The 14746-nt window shown below is 53.1% G+C and carries 14 protein-coding genes and 1 pseudogene; 6 read left to right on the plus strand and 9 right to left on the minus strand.

Features of this window, described 5'->3' with window-relative positions; translation table 11 throughout:
- Positions 1–155 precede the first annotated feature (155 nt).
- Together HRU77_10215 and HRU77_10220 are read left to right on the plus strand one after the other, a co-directional pair.
- The gene (locus HRU77_10215) at positions 156–539 is read left to right on the plus strand and encodes a hypothetical protein (protein QOJ21035.1); all 384 of its coding nucleotides are present in this window, start codon (positions 156–158) and stop codon (positions 537–539) included.
- A gap of 7 nt (positions 540–546) precedes the next feature.
- On the plus strand, positions 547–897 hold the full coding sequence (locus HRU77_10220) for a DUF488 domain-containing protein (GenBank protein ID QOJ21036.1): 351 nt from the start codon (positions 547–549) through the stop codon (positions 895–897).
- Between the two features lie 24 nt (positions 898–921).
- Here the strand turns inward: HRU77_10220 and HRU77_10225 are convergent, their stop codons facing one another.
- The 9 genes and pseudogenes from HRU77_10225 to HRU77_10265 form a co-directional block, all read right to left on the minus strand.
- Positions 922–1461 carry a YaeQ family protein gene (locus tag HRU77_10225; protein ID QOJ21037.1) on the minus strand — a complete coding sequence of 180 codons (540 nt, stop codon included), beginning with the start codon at positions 1459–1461 and terminating at the stop codon, positions 922–924.
- Positions 1462–1488: 27 nt separating this feature from the next.
- Positions 1489–2136, minus strand: a complete 648-nt coding sequence (locus HRU77_10230; GenBank protein ID QOJ21038.1) for a DUF2959 domain-containing protein — start codon at positions 2134–2136, stop codon at positions 1489–1491.
- A gap of 38 nt (positions 2137–2174) precedes the next feature.
- Positions 2175–4163 (minus strand): annotated as a pseudogene (locus HRU77_10235) (acylglycerol kinase family protein).
- Between the two features lie 27 nt (positions 4164–4190).
- A complete protein-coding gene (locus HRU77_10240) occupies positions 4191–5423 on the minus strand; it encodes a CDP-alcohol phosphatidyltransferase family protein (GenBank protein ID QOJ21039.1) in 1233 nt (410 codons plus the stop codon).
- Positions 5424–5531: 108 nt separating this feature from the next.
- Complete coding sequence (gene lptG / locus HRU77_10245) at positions 5532–6596, minus strand: LPS export ABC transporter permease LptG (protein ID QOJ21040.1); 1065 nt, start codon at positions 6594–6596, stop codon at positions 5532–5534.
- Positions 6593–7675, minus strand: a complete 1083-nt coding sequence (gene lptF / locus HRU77_10250) for an LPS export ABC transporter permease LptF (protein QOJ21041.1) — start codon at positions 7673–7675, stop codon at positions 6593–6595. The genes lptG and lptF overlap by 4 nt, the downstream gene beginning before the upstream one ends.
- Before the next feature lie 67 nt (positions 7676–7742).
- Positions 7743–8582, minus strand: coding sequence for an NTP transferase domain-containing protein (locus HRU77_10255; GenBank protein ID QOJ21042.1), 840 nt, complete (start codon positions 8580–8582; stop codon positions 7743–7745).
- Positions 8579–9730, minus strand: coding sequence for an N-acetyltransferase (locus HRU77_10260; GenBank protein ID QOJ21043.1), 1152 nt, complete (start codon positions 9728–9730; stop codon positions 8579–8581). Before HRU77_10260 ends, HRU77_10255 begins: the two co-directional genes overlap by 4 nt.
- A gap of 94 nt (positions 9731–9824) precedes the next feature.
- Positions 9825–10277 carry a hypothetical protein gene (locus HRU77_10265; protein ID QOJ22132.1) on the minus strand — a complete coding sequence of 151 codons (453 nt, stop codon included), beginning with the start codon at positions 10275–10277 and terminating at the stop codon, positions 9825–9827.
- 478 nt (positions 10278–10755) lie between these two features.
- On the opposite strand from HRU77_10265, the gene HRU77_10270 reads away from it, so the two are divergent.
- The 4 genes from HRU77_10270 (at position 10756) to HRU77_10285 (ending at position 14675) form a co-directional block, all read left to right on the plus strand.
- Entirely contained in the window at positions 10756–11010 is a 255-nt protein-coding gene (locus tag HRU77_10270; GenBank protein ID QOJ21044.1) for an exodeoxyribonuclease VII small subunit, read from the plus strand.
- Positions 11000–11893: a polyprenyl synthetase family protein gene (locus tag HRU77_10275; GenBank protein QOJ21045.1), complete on the plus strand. Its 894-nt coding sequence runs from the start codon at positions 11000–11002 to the stop codon at positions 11891–11893. The genes HRU77_10270 and HRU77_10275 overlap by 11 nt, the downstream gene beginning before the upstream one ends.
- Positions 11894–11928: 35 nt before the next feature.
- Positions 11929–13773 (plus strand): 1-deoxy-D-xylulose-5-phosphate synthase, encoded by a 1845-nt coding sequence (gene dxs / locus HRU77_10280; GenBank protein QOJ21046.1) that lies wholly within the window; start codon positions 11929–11931, stop codon positions 13771–13773.
- A gap of 80 nt (positions 13774–13853) precedes the next feature.
- Complete coding sequence (locus HRU77_10285) at positions 13854–14675, plus strand: GTP cyclohydrolase I FolE2 (protein QOJ21047.1); 822 nt, start codon at positions 13854–13856, stop codon at positions 14673–14675.
- Positions 14676–14746: the final 71 nt, after the last annotated feature.

The raw sequence follows: 14746 nt of genomic DNA on the forward strand, positions 1-14746 counted from the left end.
TGCTAAGAATAGTGGAAAACATCAACAGTGAAAACTATTTAGTGGCAAAATGACCGATCTTTGCTGCTTTCTGCATTAAAGAAGGCGCGAACCTGCAATTTGAGGATTTTGCGGACAGAATCCATTCGGATATGAATTCATTATAGTGATTAATCATGAAAAAATGTTTATGGGTATTGTTTTTGCTGCTGTTCGCAGCGTCTGCGCAAGCTGAGTGGATTGAATTGAATACTGTAAATAAATCGGGTGAGACGCATTATTTCGATCCGGAGACAATGCGGAAGGACAATCAATTCAGAAAGGTCTGGGTGCTATCCAGTTACGAAGAAAAACAAAAAGGCGGACACCATGCGGTGAAAACGCTGTATGAACTTGATTGTACACAGGACAAAGCGCGCTCGATCACGATGCTGATGTATCCGGATAAAAAAGCTACCGGCAAGGTGATTGGTGCGCATCATGAGGAATCGACCGATTGGTTTGGTTTCTCAGCGAATTCGATTTTCCGGAAGATTGCCGGGACAATTTGCGCGGACTAAATAAACCATGATGATTCTGCTTAAACGAGCGTACGAGCCACCCGGGGCGGATGACGGATACCGGGTTCTGGTTGACCGGCTGTGGCCGCGTGGTGTTTCCAAGGATGCGGCGCGTATCGATTGGTGGTTCAAGGATATTGCCCCCAGCACATCGCTGCGCAAATGGTACGACCATGATCCGTTGAAATGGGATGAATTCAGGAATCGTTACTTTCAGGAATTGGATCAAAATCCGGAGGCGGTCGGACAATTCGTTGAGCGTCTGCGCCGCGGTCCGGTTACACTGGTTTACGGCGCAAAGGATAAGGCGCATAGCCATGCGCTGGCGCTCAAAACATATCTCGAAAACTTGAAATAGTATTCGCTGCATGACCAATCGGAGTTAGTCGATAGCTTGTAACTCCGTCCAACTCACCTCACATTCCCCCGCTTCCGCCGCCACATAAGCGGATTCTTCGCTAATGGTGACCGAAATATCCATCGTGCGTTGCGTCAGTTTGGCCAGCGCTTGAATATCCGGCCATCGGAACCGGAAAACAGCGGCATTCAGCGGGTTGAATTTGGCTTGCTCCTGCATCCACCACACATTTGATTTGGAATTGAAGCTATACACCTTGACAGTCTGCGCGATCCGCGTGGCTTTCTTGATACGCTCGGGATCAGGTTCGCCGACATCGATCCATAGCGCAATCCGGCCGTCCGGGGTGTGCGCCCACAGGTCGGGTTCTTCGGCGCTGCTGAGTCCTTTGGTGAACGCCAGCGATTCCTGCGCATTGAGACAGAAGGCCAGCATGCGCGCCATCATCCGTTCCAGCGTTTCCGACGGATGCTGCGCGATGGTCAGGTTGAGCGTGTCGTAGTACTGGCGATTGAGGTCGGTCAGCGCGATTTTGAATTTGTAAATGGTCGGTTTTAGCGCCATAAATAAAACCCTAGCGAAGCACCATCATCATTTATTTTCCATCGTGCTGATGAACGCATTGGCCTCGTTAATTGATTTTTCCATGGAAGAGACTAGCGCCGACACGTCAGATTTGATGTTGCCCAGTTCACCTTTGAGCGATGCAATGGCGCGCGCATTCAAGTTGTGCTTGAGGTACATGACCTGATCGTGAAACACGGTGAGAATCGGCTGAATCTTGCTTTCTGCTTGCTTCATCGACGCGATCAGTTGACGGTAATGCACCTGGGTGGCGTCGAGTTTTTTCTGGCTGTTTTGCCGCATCGATGCATTGCTGTATTGCGTGATTTCCTGTTTCCACTCGCTGAATAGGGCTTCCGAGACGCTTTCGATATCGGCGATGCGGCTTCGGACTTCTTCGGCCTTGCTGACACTGGCTTCGTACGCATCGTTCAGTTTTTTGTAGGTGGCTTCCAGATCGCCACCTTGAAAATGGGTGGCGGCGGTGAATTGTTCCAGCGCCGATTTGAACTGTTCCTTGGTTTCCTGCTGCGTGTCACGCGCTTTCTCGACGCGATAGACCATCACGTCGCGTTTCGGAATGCCGACTTTTTCCAAACCTTCCAGGTACATCGTGGTGCAGGCGCTCAGCATCAGGATGATGGAAAGTATGAGTAAACGGTGCAGAGTATTCATGATGGTCTCCATTGAGGTTAGTTTGTATTTTTAGATAATTAGCGTAACACGCCGCGCTGCAACAGTTGTTTGGCCACTTTCAAGCCCCACAGGATCGGGTGGCGGCGCAGCAACGGTGTGATTTCCACGCGCACACCGGTGTGCCGCTCGATTTTCCAGGCAGCGTAATCGACGCTGTTGCTGAAAGTAAAAGTTGCTTTGGCCAGACGCAGGATTGACAGGATTCTGCCCTGCCAGCGGCGTAAACGCCAGCGCCACAACGCGAGACGTTGCATGGCCGGATTGGTCAGGCAGCGGTATTGTCCGTTCGCCTGTTTTTCCAGAATTTCCGTCAGCAGCGGACTGGCGGCGGCTGTCAGGCGGGTAAATGCGTCCAGATTGGCTTGCGCTAAATGCCGCGCGCGTGTTTCCCGTTCCGCACGTAACTCGGCGGCGTAGGTGAGCGTCAGGCAGCGGGTCCAGAGTTCTTCGACGCTGTAAGTATTGGCTTCCAGCGCGGGCGCGCAGGATTTCAGAAAAGTCACGACGGAATGCGCCAGTGCGGCGTAAATGCGCTGGCGCACGGTATCGTCGCGCGCGAAAAGCAGCCGTGAAGGCTGCGCAAAACGCGCCCAGATGTACGAGTGAAACCAGTATTGCGCGCCGCGCGTAAAATCGCCGGTGGAAATGACGGCATATTTGGCGCGCAACGTTTTTCTCCCGTGCGGCACCTCGAGATAAAACACATTGGGTGCCAGCCAGGCGTTGAGAACGGCTAAATAACGCTCGCGATAGGCTTTGTGATAACTGTCGACAATGACGTACAAGTCGACGATGCCTTCTTCCAGACTGACCGCCGAGTGCAGACAGGAGCCATACAACATCACAGTGTCAAGCGATTCGCCGAAGCGCATGATCAGTGCATCCACCAACGGGACGAAATCGGCGGAAACCGGTTTGTTACATTCCGCTGCGACTTCGTTGATCAGTCCGGCGGGCAGTGATTCAATGGCTTCGAGTAGCGGGTTGGTCATGGCAATATCCTATAACACGAGAAATGTCACGGCATCGGTTGCGGTGATTGTGATTGGAGTTCGCGGATCGAGCGAGCGGTACAACTCGCCATCGACAATATATTCGTCGTCCATGTGTAAGGTTAACGAAGCGGTGTTATGGCTATAGTAACCGTCCTTTTCCTGCAATATCTCACCGCTGCCGGACAGTAACGGCCAGAGCGAACGCCACAGACGCTCAGGTTGCTGATCGACCAGCGTGACATGCAGCGGTTGCGGTTCTTTTCCCCAGTACGGGCGAATGTTCAATAACAAGCAATCCAGCGCGCTGACCAATGCAAATAAATAGGTTCCCCGGTGAATCCGGCCGCTGGCTTCCGTCAGGATCATGCTGACCGGTGCCCACTCGCTTTGCTGACGGCCGAGGATCATATTCGCGAACATGCCGATGAACGAGCGCAACATGATCAGGAAAGTGAAAATGCCGCCGGTGATACCGATTTGCTTGATTGGGCTGCGCGAGAATTTCACTCCGCGCGCGACTAAGCCAACGGCAAAGAACATGCCGTAAATCGGGCTCACGCCAGCCTGTTCGATACGCAATACCGGACGTTGTACCAGCTTGGGAACGGATGGTTTGCGCAAATGGGCGTGCAGGCGTTGAATGATGGACTCGGGTTTCCCCTGCATGCCCAAATCTAGCGGCGTCATATTGGTGGTGCCGCCGGGTATGATCAGAATGAGCGGCCAGTCGGCAGGTGCGCGTGCTGCGAATAAGTGGCCGAAAATCGCATGCGTCGTGCCGTCACCGGCGACGATCACCAGCAAGTCGATATCCGCTTGCAGCAGTGCATCGATTGCTTTTTTAAAGGTATCCGCATCGCTGCCTTCGCATACCAGCATGCCGGGTATTTGCTGCAACGCCTGACGGATAGCTCCGGCGCGTTTACGCACCTGCCCTCCCTTGGGATTGAGCAGGCAACCGGTTTTGGCTGTCCCGGTTTTCAGACGGTCGATCCGCGCTTGCAACGTCATCGGGTCTATCGACTGGCGCCGGGGTGTTTACGAAAGCGGCAGCGGCTTTCTAAGATCAATCGGGGCGCGCGTGAATATTTTCACCGCCCATTGTTCGCGATCGCGTGCCGGGTCGATATCCTGCAACCAGGATCGCAATGCACCTTCTTTTTGCTTGATTCTCCAGCCATCGGCCAAGCGCCAGACGAGGATGCCGGTGGAAACGAGATGCCACAGCACGACCATCAGCAACCCGGTATCCGGGTGGCCATTGAACCATCCGCACGTGAGTAACAGCAAATTCGGATTGCGCCGGGCGGTGATCAGGCGGTTGAACGAATCCAGCTTGCGCCAGATGAACATATCGAAGTGCGCCAGCCAGAACTGGAATGCGCCCTCACACAAACGCCCGCCGATATACCCCAGGAACATCAAGAACATCATGACGCTCAATCCGGTCAGCGGTGTCGCCGTGCCTTCCAGACCAAGCCCCCAGGCCAGATACCACAGCGGCGGGTGAATAATATCCAAACCGTGATCCATGACATCGCCGAAGCGGCTGGATGTGACCGTGACGCGCGCCAGTTTTCCGTCCACTGTGTCGAGAAAGGTCATGAACCAGCCCATCAGCAATCCCAGACCGAAAAATCCACCCCAGAACGCCAATCCCGCCAGCACGGCAAACACTACGCTGAGATAGGTCACATGATTCGGCAGCCAGCCGTGGCGCACGCAAAAATGCGTGGCCCAGAATGCCGGTACCGGCCAGACCCATTTGGTGACTAGGTCGGTGACACCTTTATACGAACCGGAAAACAGTTCTTGTTCCAGCAACGGGCGATTGGCTTCGCTGACCGGCAGGATGTACGGCGGATCTTTCTTTTTCAGATTGTGCTGGTAATCGATTTTCAAATCGTTTAAACCGATGCGCGGGATGGTCAGCAGCGCGAATTTATAGTTCTGATCCTGGTTGTTGTTGAGATTGCGCAGCAATTGCGGTGCGTAGTTGCCGTCGGTGCGAATTCCCGCCGGACAACCTTCGCTGCTGTATAAGGCGACTTTTTTGTCCATTCCGAGCAAGGCGGTGAGCACGCGCGCATCGAACAGAAAATTGCAATTCAGAAATAAGGCGGTGGCAGTGACCGGGATTTTTTCAACGTCATCGGTCAGGATGATGTTCTGCTGTGCTTGCAGCATGCGCCGCAACCGTTCACGGCCGGTCAATCCCCAAACGGTGATTGCGTTGTCACCGAAAAAATAAATATAGGTTGATGTCGACATGGGTGATGGAAATTTTTTTCTGAATGAATGATTCCGGTGCGATGCATGCGTCCGGTTATGCGATTTTAGATGTTTTGCAGCAACTATAACAGAGATCGCGGCGTGCCGCTAAAAAGTCCGGCGCAGCCAGAGATTGGCCAAAATGGTGATAGCAAATCCCGGACCTAAGGCAACGAGCGCGGGGTTTAAATGCAGAATCAGACCGGCATTGGCGATAATTTGATCGAGCAGGTAAACCGCCATGCCGATCAGCGTGGCGAATATGAGCTTGTTGCTGAGGCCGGAGCGGATTGAACCGAATACAAATGGAATCGACAGCAGCAGCATGGCGATTGTCATCAGCGCACTGCCTGCTTTGCGCCATAACGCCAACGCGTAGGAATCGGCATCTTGTCCGGTGCTGCGCAGAAATTCCACATGCCGGAACAATTCGAGCGGCGATAGGCTTTCCGGCGGCTTGGTCAATGTCGCAATATCTTCCGGATTGACAAAAGAGGGCCATCGCACGTTGTCCGTCCGGCTTACCGAGATCCGTCCGTCGTCCTGGAATGTCCGGACGACGGCGCTGCTGAGTTCCCAGATGTCTTCCTCGACGATGTCGGCAAATTCGGCGAGCGTATGCTTGATGATGAAGCCTTCGTTATCCAGTTGCAGCAGCTCGATATCGGCGGCTCTTTTGTTATTCATGATCTGACCGATGCGCAGAATGTTATGTTCGTTACGCGTCCAGATTCCCAGGTTTCTACCTAACTCGGCGCTCTGTTCCAATGCGATGGCGCGGTAGGTGATTGCTTTCTGTTGCAATTGCGGGGCGGCGAATTGCTCCAGAATAGCGACCACCAGCAACAGTAAAATGCCCATACTTAAAGGCGCGAAGCTGATGCGCTGCGGCGAGAGTCCGGCAACGCGCAAAGCAATCAGTTCGGAATTGACCGCCAGCTTGCCCAAGGCGATGACGGTGCCGAGCAAGGCGACAAATGGCGCGACTTGAATAAAACGGCGCGGCAATAGCATGGTGGTGTAGAAGAAGGCATCAATAACGCGATAAGTGCCTTTGCCTACATCATCCAGCTGATCCAGCAGATCGAAGAAACTGAATAACGGCAGCAGGATAGCGGTGGAAATAACGAAGCCGATCAGGACTTGATAAGCGATGTAACGATAGATGATCATGGCCGGCGTAAGAGAAGAGATTTGCGGTTGGAGAATGCCGCATAACCGACCAGGAATGCCAGAATGAGCAAATCCAGCCACCACACGCCCGGGATGCTGCCGACGACGCCTAGCTCTACCCAGCTTTTGGCCAGTCCGCTCAAATTATAATACGCGGCGAAAACCAGTGCGGCGATGATGTAAGTCCGCTCTGTTTTTTCCTGGCGTGGTGAGATGCGGATATAAGTTACCGCAAGCAGGGCCATCAGGATCGTTGAAAGCGGACGGGAGATACGCCATTGCAGCTCGGCAATGTCGCGCGGCTGGCTGGATTCCCACAAAGTTCTGGTGGCGGCCGCTTTGCGCCGGTAGTTCAGCACAAAATCCTTGTCGATGAAATAGGTCATGTCCTGGAACCGGATCATGTCATCGACGCTGGCGGTTTTGCTGAATTCGTAGACGATGCCGTCGGACAGCAGGATATGCAGCCTTTCTTCCTGAGTTGTAGGCTGAACCTGGCGGGCGAGCTGGGCAATGACGATTTCGCTGCCTTCTTTTTTCTTGATGTAATGAAAAATACCCTCCATTTCCTTGGTGGCGTCATTTTTGCTGCGCACATAGACAACCCTGCCGGATTTTTCGCTGCCGTAGAAGCGTCCGGCCTGAAAACGGTTGGTATTGAGTTCGGCTTCCGCCTGCGCATCCAGGATGTAGCTCTCCGAATAGGCCCACGGGCGCACATACGATGACAGCGTGCCGCTGAGGATGCCGACCGGTATGGCTACCGTCAGTATCGTCAGCACGATGCGCGCACCGCTGACGCCGACGGAACGGATAATATTCAATTCCTGGTCTTTGTTGAGCCTGTCCAGACCGATGATGACCGAAATATAGAGTGCAACCGGGATCAATACTTCCAGCGCGATCAGCGTTTTTAAGAATACCAGCTTGAGCAGCGCGGCGACGCCCAGGGTTTCTGTGACGGCGCCGGTCAAAAGCCGGGCACTGACGAAGCTGGCGTACAGACCGACCAGAATGAAGAGCACTACCGTGAAGGGCAGCAGGATTTCGCGTGCGATATACCGTTCGATTAATTTCATAGACCGGCTAAATCAGGCTGTTACTGATAAATAGGACGAATATCATGAGCGGTACGGATAAGATCGATCACGAGAGCTGCGTGCTGTCAGCGGAATTTGCATTTCGGCTGAGTACTGATTCGGCCAGCATGAGATCTTGCACTTTGTCGACATCAATCCCGGCGCGGGCATCGTCCAGCATGACCAGCCCGATGTTGACGCCGGATTTCTCAGATACTGCGGCCAAACCTTGTTGCGATGTCAGCAGCCCCAACAAGTATAAAAATACCGCTTTGAATCCAAGCACTTTGCTGACTAACCGCCAAGGGCGCTTGCGCAAATCTTCCGCCTGCCGCCAGAATCCGACCAAGGCGCGCCCACGTGGATTAAACGCATACAAATTGCAGCCGCGGAATCCGCCGTCGCGCAACCGGATAATAGTGCGTTTGCAGCCGGGAAACGCAGCGCCAATCGCTTGTTCGCTAACAACACCCACCGCGGCGTCGCACGATGTTGCCGCGGCGCGTTGTAAAAAATCGCGCACGATGACGGGTGTGAGTAAAGCGTGATCGGCGGTCGTTAAAAGCACCGGTGTATCGAGCGGGATGTGATTGAGGCCGCTCTCCGCGCTACGGCTGGGCGAATCCAGATTCGGCAGCCAGGTGACTTGACCGGATGCGATGCGCTGTTTTAATTCCGGGCAACGATCGTGCAACGATTCGGGCGGGCCGCACAGGATAATGGTGGAGATCAGATCGCAGGCCTGCAAGGTATCCAGCACACGGATGATCATCGGAACACCGGCAACGGGAGCGAAAGCCTTGCAGGCGGCGCCGGTATGTTGCGTGATCGGATCCTTGCCGGTACGGTCGGCGGCCAGAACCACCGCGGCGAATTGCTGTGCTGCCGGATTGAGTTCACCGCTCATAACGTTTTCCCATAAATGCGGTAGCGTTTGTATTGTTCGCTGCCGATGCTGTCGAGGATGCCGCGCATCGCAACGTTATCTTCCAGTATCCAGGACAATTCGACTTCCTTGACGCCGTGCCGGATACCGATCTGGCGCGGGGTGTCGATAACCAGGCAGGCCAAAGCCAGGCCGATCGGCGTACTGTGATATTGTTTACGCACGCCCATCAGCGGGATGCGGCCGGTGCGGATTTCACGGTTTCTGACTTTTTTGATCAGTTTGAGCCAACCAAACGGAAACAGGCTGCCGTTGAGTTCGATCAGGATTTCGTTGAGGTTGGGCAGTCCGACCATGAAGGCCGCCGGCTCACCGTTGACTTCCGCGATTTGGATATATTCGTCGGGCAGGAGCAGGCGCAGACTGCTGCCCAGCTCGGCGAATTCTTCCCGCGTAAACGGAATGAATCCCCAATTTTCCGACCAGGCGTCGTTAAAAATATCGCGCAAGGTTTCCATTTCCTGGTCGAATTGATCGCGCTTCAGGGTGCGCATGGTGATTTGCGGTGAAAATCGCTTGATCACGGTCTGCATGACACGCGGTATTTCGAAATCGACGCCGATTTTATACGCCAGCAGATCCTTTGCTGGATGATAGCCGTGTTCTTCGAGTAAACGGCTGTACCAGGGCGCCGAATGCGGCATCATGACCACCGGCGGCGTGTCGAAACCTTCAACCAGAATACCGCATTCCTGATTGATCGACAGATTGAACGGGCCGCTGACGCGGCTGATTCCCCGTGCAGCGAGCCAGGCTTCCGCGTGCAACAGCAGCGCGGCAAATACTTCCGCATCGTCGATGCATTCCAGCAGGCCGAAGTGTCCGCTGTCGGCGCCGTGATGCTGCTGGTGTAAGGAATCGACTTGCGCGCTGATTCGTCCCACCGCTTGACCGTCTCGAAATGCGACCCAGGCTTGCCATTCGCCGTGCTTGAAATAGGGATTGAAGCGGGAAAAATGGAAACGCCGCTCCAACCGTAACGGCGGCACCCACATCGGGTCGTTCGCATACACGCGCCACGGTACATCGATAAACTTGCCCATGTCACGATACGACATGACCGGGCGCACCGTTACTCTGGAATTAACCGGCTTATCGTGTTGAGTCATGGCAGGTAAACGATATCGGTTTAATGATAAGCGTATGAAAAAGAGTTATAAATTGATTTTGATGACGGTTTTGACCATTGCTACGGAGAACTTCCTAGAATTCGGTATGCTTCATTAAATTTGCGACCAATTGTTGAAAAACTACCTTGGGATCTTGCTCGTTGGCAGTATTTTGCTCAGCTGCGGCGATCTTTTCCTCGGTAAGGGTGCGGCAGAAATCGCGGAAATTGTTCCAGTCGGTATTGTACTGGAGCAAATTTTTTTGCGGAATGAAAACACGCAGCACTTCAAAATTTTGATACATTTCCGGTAACCGGGCGGTGAGGTAATGGTTAATGTTTGCGGGCCAGCGTTTATGCTGCGGATACATATCGGCCAATTCCGTTTCGATGGTGTAGCGGAAATTTTCGATAGCCATGGCGCGGCGCTTGCGGTTGACGATATCGACCATAATGGCCACCACGCCAAGCAGACCGAATAAAACGAACGGCCATAATGGCACGGTTCCAAAATATGACGCGATTTGATCTAAGCTTTCGTCCAAGATGTTCTCAATTAATGTGTGTTAGAAAAATAGATAGGCTCCAGTAGTTTCAATACTAAGAACCTTTACCAAGAATTCTGCTGAAATAAGCGGGCACGGCCGTCAGAGCGGGTAAATGGTCATTTTTCTTGTGATTTATTCCGTCATTATCACATGCTTACCTGCTTCTGATGACGCCATCCAAGGCTCGTATCTTGCCATAGTAATATGCATGGATCAATATGATTGCCCAGCGCCGCTGGCATCGGAAATCAGCCACCGGGAAAGCGCGGCAATTTTTCCGGGAAAAATGCAATCAATCGTATGCAATCGATCATCAGAGCGGGTTTTTAAGTACTTGCTTCCGGTTTTCAATAGGAGTGATCACTGTCATTACTAAATTTGCATTGACCTGATACTGCTAATTGCGTTATTTTTGTCTGTTTTTTTGTGACAGAACCACTTATTATTCCAATTAGTTTCTTGCCGGCATGAGCGTCTTATGACCAAATCATCTAAACAGGCTGCGTCGCCGCAACCGGAGAGTTTTGAAGCGGCGTCAGCGGAACTGGAGAAAATTGTGGCCGCCATGGAAGCTGGACAGATGTCATTGGAAGCTTCTCTTGCGGCTTATCAACGTGGAGCGGAGTTGTTGCAATATTGTCAGAATAAATTGCAGGGCGCGCAGCAGCAGGTACGTGTGCTGGAAGCCGGGATGTTAAAAAACTTCACAAGATCGGATAGTGATGAGCGTTGATTTTCAAAGTTGGGCAAGCGGTTGTCAGGCGCGTATTGAAACGTTTCTGGATGCGCGCTTACCCGCAAGCGATTGCGTTCCGGTACGGTTGCATAAAGCCATGCGCTATTCCGTGCTGGGCGGCGGCAAGCGGGTGCGTCCGCTGTTATCGTTTGCGGCCGGCGAGCTTGCAGGCGCGGATGTCGAACGCGTGACCGTTGCCGCGGCGGCGGTGGAACTGATTCATGCCTATTCGCTGGTGCACGATGATTTGCCGTGCATGGACGACGATATTTTGCGGCGCGGCAAACCGACGTGCCATATCGAGTTTGACGAAGCGACCGCCCTGTTGACCGGCGACAGCTTGCAAACACTAGCGTTTGAATTATTGGCGGAAAAGCGCTTGGCGGATACGCCGGAAACCCAATTGGAGATGATCGCGCATTTGGCGCTGGCGTCCGGTTCGCGCGGTATGGCTGGTGGCCAGGCATTCGATTTGGACAGCGTCGGTAAAACATTGAGTCTGCCGGAACTGGAATTCATGCATATCCACAAAACCGGCGCATTGATTCGCGCCGCCGTAATGCTGGGCGCTCGTTGCAGCAGCCAGTTGGATAAAGCGCAATTGGATAAGCTGGATCACTTCGCCAAATGTGTCGGTCTAGCGTTTCAGGTGGTCGACGATCTGCTGGATACCGAAGCGACCACGGCTACATTGGGCAAAACCGCCGGTAAGGATGCGGAAAACAATAAACCGACGTATGTCAGCATTCTGGGTATTAGCCAGGCGCGCGAGCTGGCGGAAAAATTGCAGCACGACGCCGATCAGGCGCTGGACGGTTTTGGCGAAGCTGCAGCAAGATTGCGTCAAGTGACCGATTTTATAATTAAACGTAAATTCTAAGTTTTTCTTCTTTATTTTTTATTTTCAGGTTCTGAATGTATCCACTGTTAGATACCATCAATTCACCCGCTCAGTTACGCGAACTGGAACAAAAGAAACTACCGCAATTTGCCAAGGAATTACGTGATTTTCTCGTTGAATCGGTAGCAAAAACCGGTGGGCATTTGTCTTCCAACCTGGGCACGGTCGAGCTGACGATCGCGCTGCATTACGTATTCAATACGCCGCACGACCAGCTGGTCTGGGATGTTGGGCACCAAACGTATGCCCATAAGATTCTGACCGGACGGCGCGAGGGTATGAGCAAGCTGCGTATGCATGGCGGCATTGCCGGATTTCCGCGCCGCGACGAGAGCGAATACGATGCCTTCGGCACCGCGCATTCCAGCACCTCGATCAGCGCCGCATTGGGTATGGCGGTTGCAGCACGTTTGAATCATACCGACCGGCGCGCCATCGCCATCATCGGCGACGGCGCCATGAGCGCCGGGATGGCGTTTGAAGCGCTGAACAACGCCGGTGTGATGGATGCTAACTTGCTGGTCATCTTAAACGATAACGATATGTCGATATCCCCGCCAGTCGGCGCGCTGAATAATTATCTGGCCAAATTGATGTCTGGACGGTTCTACGCGACGGCGCGCCGTGCTGGCGAAAAAGTACTGGGCGTCGTTCCACCGGTGCTGGAATTGGCCAAGCGCGCCGAAGAACATGTCAAAGGAATGGTGACTCCCGGTACTTTATTTGAGGAATTCGGATTTAATTATATCGGCCCGATTGACGGTCACGATCTGGATGTTCTGGTTACCACGCTAAACAACATCAAACAGCTGGATGGCCCGCAATTTCTCCACGTGGTAACCCGCAAAGGCGCCGGTTACAAGGTGGCCGAGGAAGATCCGATTTTGTACCACGGCGTGAGCAAATTCGACCCGAAGAAAGGGATTGTTGCCAAGCCGAACGGAAAGCCCGCTTATACGCAAATATTCGGCGACTGGCTGTGCGATATGGCATCGCAGGATTCCCGTTTGATCGGCGTCACCCCGGCGATGCGCGAAGGCTCCGGGCTGGTGCGTTTTTCTCAAGAATATCCCGAACGCTATTTTGACGTTGGCATCGCCGAACAGCATGCGGTCACTTTTGCAGCCGGTGCGGCCTGCGATGGATTAAAACCGGTCGTGGCGATTTACTCCACCTTTCTGCAGCGTGCCTACGATCAGCTGATTCACGATGTCGCCATCCAGAATCTGCCGGTAGTGTTCGCGATCGACCGGGCCGGTCTGGTTGGTGCGGATGGTCCGACGCACGCGGGTAGTTTCGATTTGTCGTACTTGCGCTGTATCCCCAATATGACTGTCATGGCGCCGGCAGATGAAAATGAGTGCCGGCAGATGCTGTATACCGCCTTTAAGCTCGATACACCAGCGGCGGTGCGTTATCCACGCGGAACCGGCCCGGGTGTGAAGGTGCAGAAGGAAATGCAAGCATTGCCGGTAGGCCGCGGCGAAATCCGGCGGCAAGGAGAAAAGATTGCTTTGCTGGCGTTCGGCAGCATGCTGGCGCCGTGTTTGAGCGCCGCGGAGGAATTGAATGCGACGGTCGCCAATATGCGCTTTGTCAAACCGCTGGATGACGATCTGGTGGCATCTCTGGCCGCCAGTCACGATCTACTGGTGACGGTGGAAGAAAACACCGTATTGGGCGGCGCGGGCGGTGCGGTAACCGAGTCGCTCAACAGTCAGCGGATAGGTGTCAAAGTGCTGCAACTCGGTTTGCCAGATGTGTTCATCGATCAAGGCGATCATGCGCAAATGCTGGCGGATTGCGGGCTGGACAAAGACGGTATTATTAAATCAGTACGGGCGATTTTACCGGTGTAACTTTTCCGGAATTAATTGATCTATCTATCATTTGATTCGAAGTTGCCAGCAACGGATGCCTCATCGCACAGGAGACAAATATGAATAAACAGGTAGATTTACCCATTGCCGATGTACAAAGCTCACTCGATACCCGGCATATTGCCATCGACCGGGTGGGAATCAAAGCCATTCGCCATCCGGTGGTCGTGGCGGACAAAAGTGACGGCGTGCAGCACACCATCGCGGTTTTTAACATGTACGTGAATTTGCCACACAACTTCAAAGGCACACACATGTCGCGCTTCGTGGAAATCCTTAACAGCCATGAACGCGAAATTTCCGTCGAATCGTTCCAGATCATCCTGCGGGAAATGATCCAGAAACTGGAAACGGATTCCGGTCATATCGAAATGACTTTTCCTTATTTCATCAATAAGTCCGCACCTGTTTCCCAAGTCAAAAGTTTGCTCGACTATGAAGTGACCTTCGTCGGTGAAATCAAGAACGGCGAATATCTGTTCACGATGAAAGTCGTCGTTCCGGTCACCAGCCTGTGCCCTTGCTCCAAGAAGATTTCCGATTACGGTGCGCACAACCAGCGTTCGCATGTGACGATTTCCGTGCGCACCAACAGTTTTGTGTGGATCGAGGATGTTATCCGGATTGCTGAAACAAATGCTTCCTGCGAACTTTACGGTTTGCTGAAGCGGCCCGACGAAAAATATGTCACCGAGCGCGCTTACGACAACCCCAAATTTGTTGAAGACATCGTCCGGGACATCGCCGAGACGCTTAATCACGATGACCGCATCGACGCCTACGTGGTCGAGTCGGAAAACTTCGAATCGATCCATAACCATTCGGCTTACGCGCTGATAAAAAATGATAAAACCCGATCCTCTGGAATGCCGCTGGAGTAGATCAAAACTTTTAAAATTTTTTTCCCGGTTACCGCCTCGGGTAACCGGGAAAACCACTTAAGCTCACTTCC

The sequence above is a fragment of the Gammaproteobacteria bacterium genome, from assembly GCA_015709615.1.
Classification (GTDB): Bacteria; Pseudomonadota; Gammaproteobacteria; order Burkholderiales; family Nitrosomonadaceae; genus Nitrosomonas.

Coding starts and splice junctions, on each gene's coding strand:
- HRU77_10215 (QOJ21035.1), top strand. CDS start 156: ATGAAAAAATGTTTATGGGTATTGTTTTTGCTGCTGTTCGCAGCGTCT.
- HRU77_10220 (QOJ21036.1), top strand. CDS start 547: ATGATGATTCTGCTTAAACGAGCGTACGAGCCACCCGGGGCGGATGAC.
- HRU77_10225 (QOJ21037.1), bottom strand. CDS start 1,461: ATGGCGCTAAAACCGACCATTTACAAATTCAAAATCGCGCTGACCGAC.
- HRU77_10230 (QOJ21038.1), bottom strand. CDS start 2,136: ATGAATACTCTGCACCGTTTACTCATACTTTCCATCATCCTGATGCTG.
- HRU77_10240 (QOJ21039.1), bottom strand. CDS start 5,423: ATGTCGACATCAACCTATATTTATTTTTTCGGTGACAACGCAATCACC.
- lptG (QOJ21040.1), bottom strand. CDS start 6,596: ATGATCATCTATCGTTACATCGCTTATCAAGTCCTGATCGGCTTCGTT.
- lptF (QOJ21041.1), bottom strand. CDS start 7,675: ATGAAATTAATCGAACGGTATATCGCACGCGAAATCCTGCTGCCCTTC.
- HRU77_10255 (QOJ21042.1), bottom strand. CDS start 8,582: ATGAGCGGTGAACTCAATCCGGCAGCACAGCAATTCGCCGCGGTGGTT.
- HRU77_10260 (QOJ21043.1), bottom strand. CDS start 9,730: ATGACTCAACACGATAAGCCGGTTAATTCCAGAGTAACGGTGCGCCCG.
- HRU77_10270 (QOJ21044.1), top strand. CDS start 10,756: ATGACCAAATCATCTAAACAGGCTGCGTCGCCGCAACCGGAGAGTTTT.
- HRU77_10275 (QOJ21045.1), top strand. CDS start 11,000: ATGAGCGTTGATTTTCAAAGTTGGGCAAGCGGTTGTCAGGCGCGTATT.
- dxs (QOJ21046.1), top strand. CDS start 11,929: ATGTATCCACTGTTAGATACCATCAATTCACCCGCTCAGTTACGCGAA.
- HRU77_10285 (QOJ21047.1), top strand. CDS start 13,854: ATGAATAAACAGGTAGATTTACCCATTGCCGATGTACAAAGCTCACTC.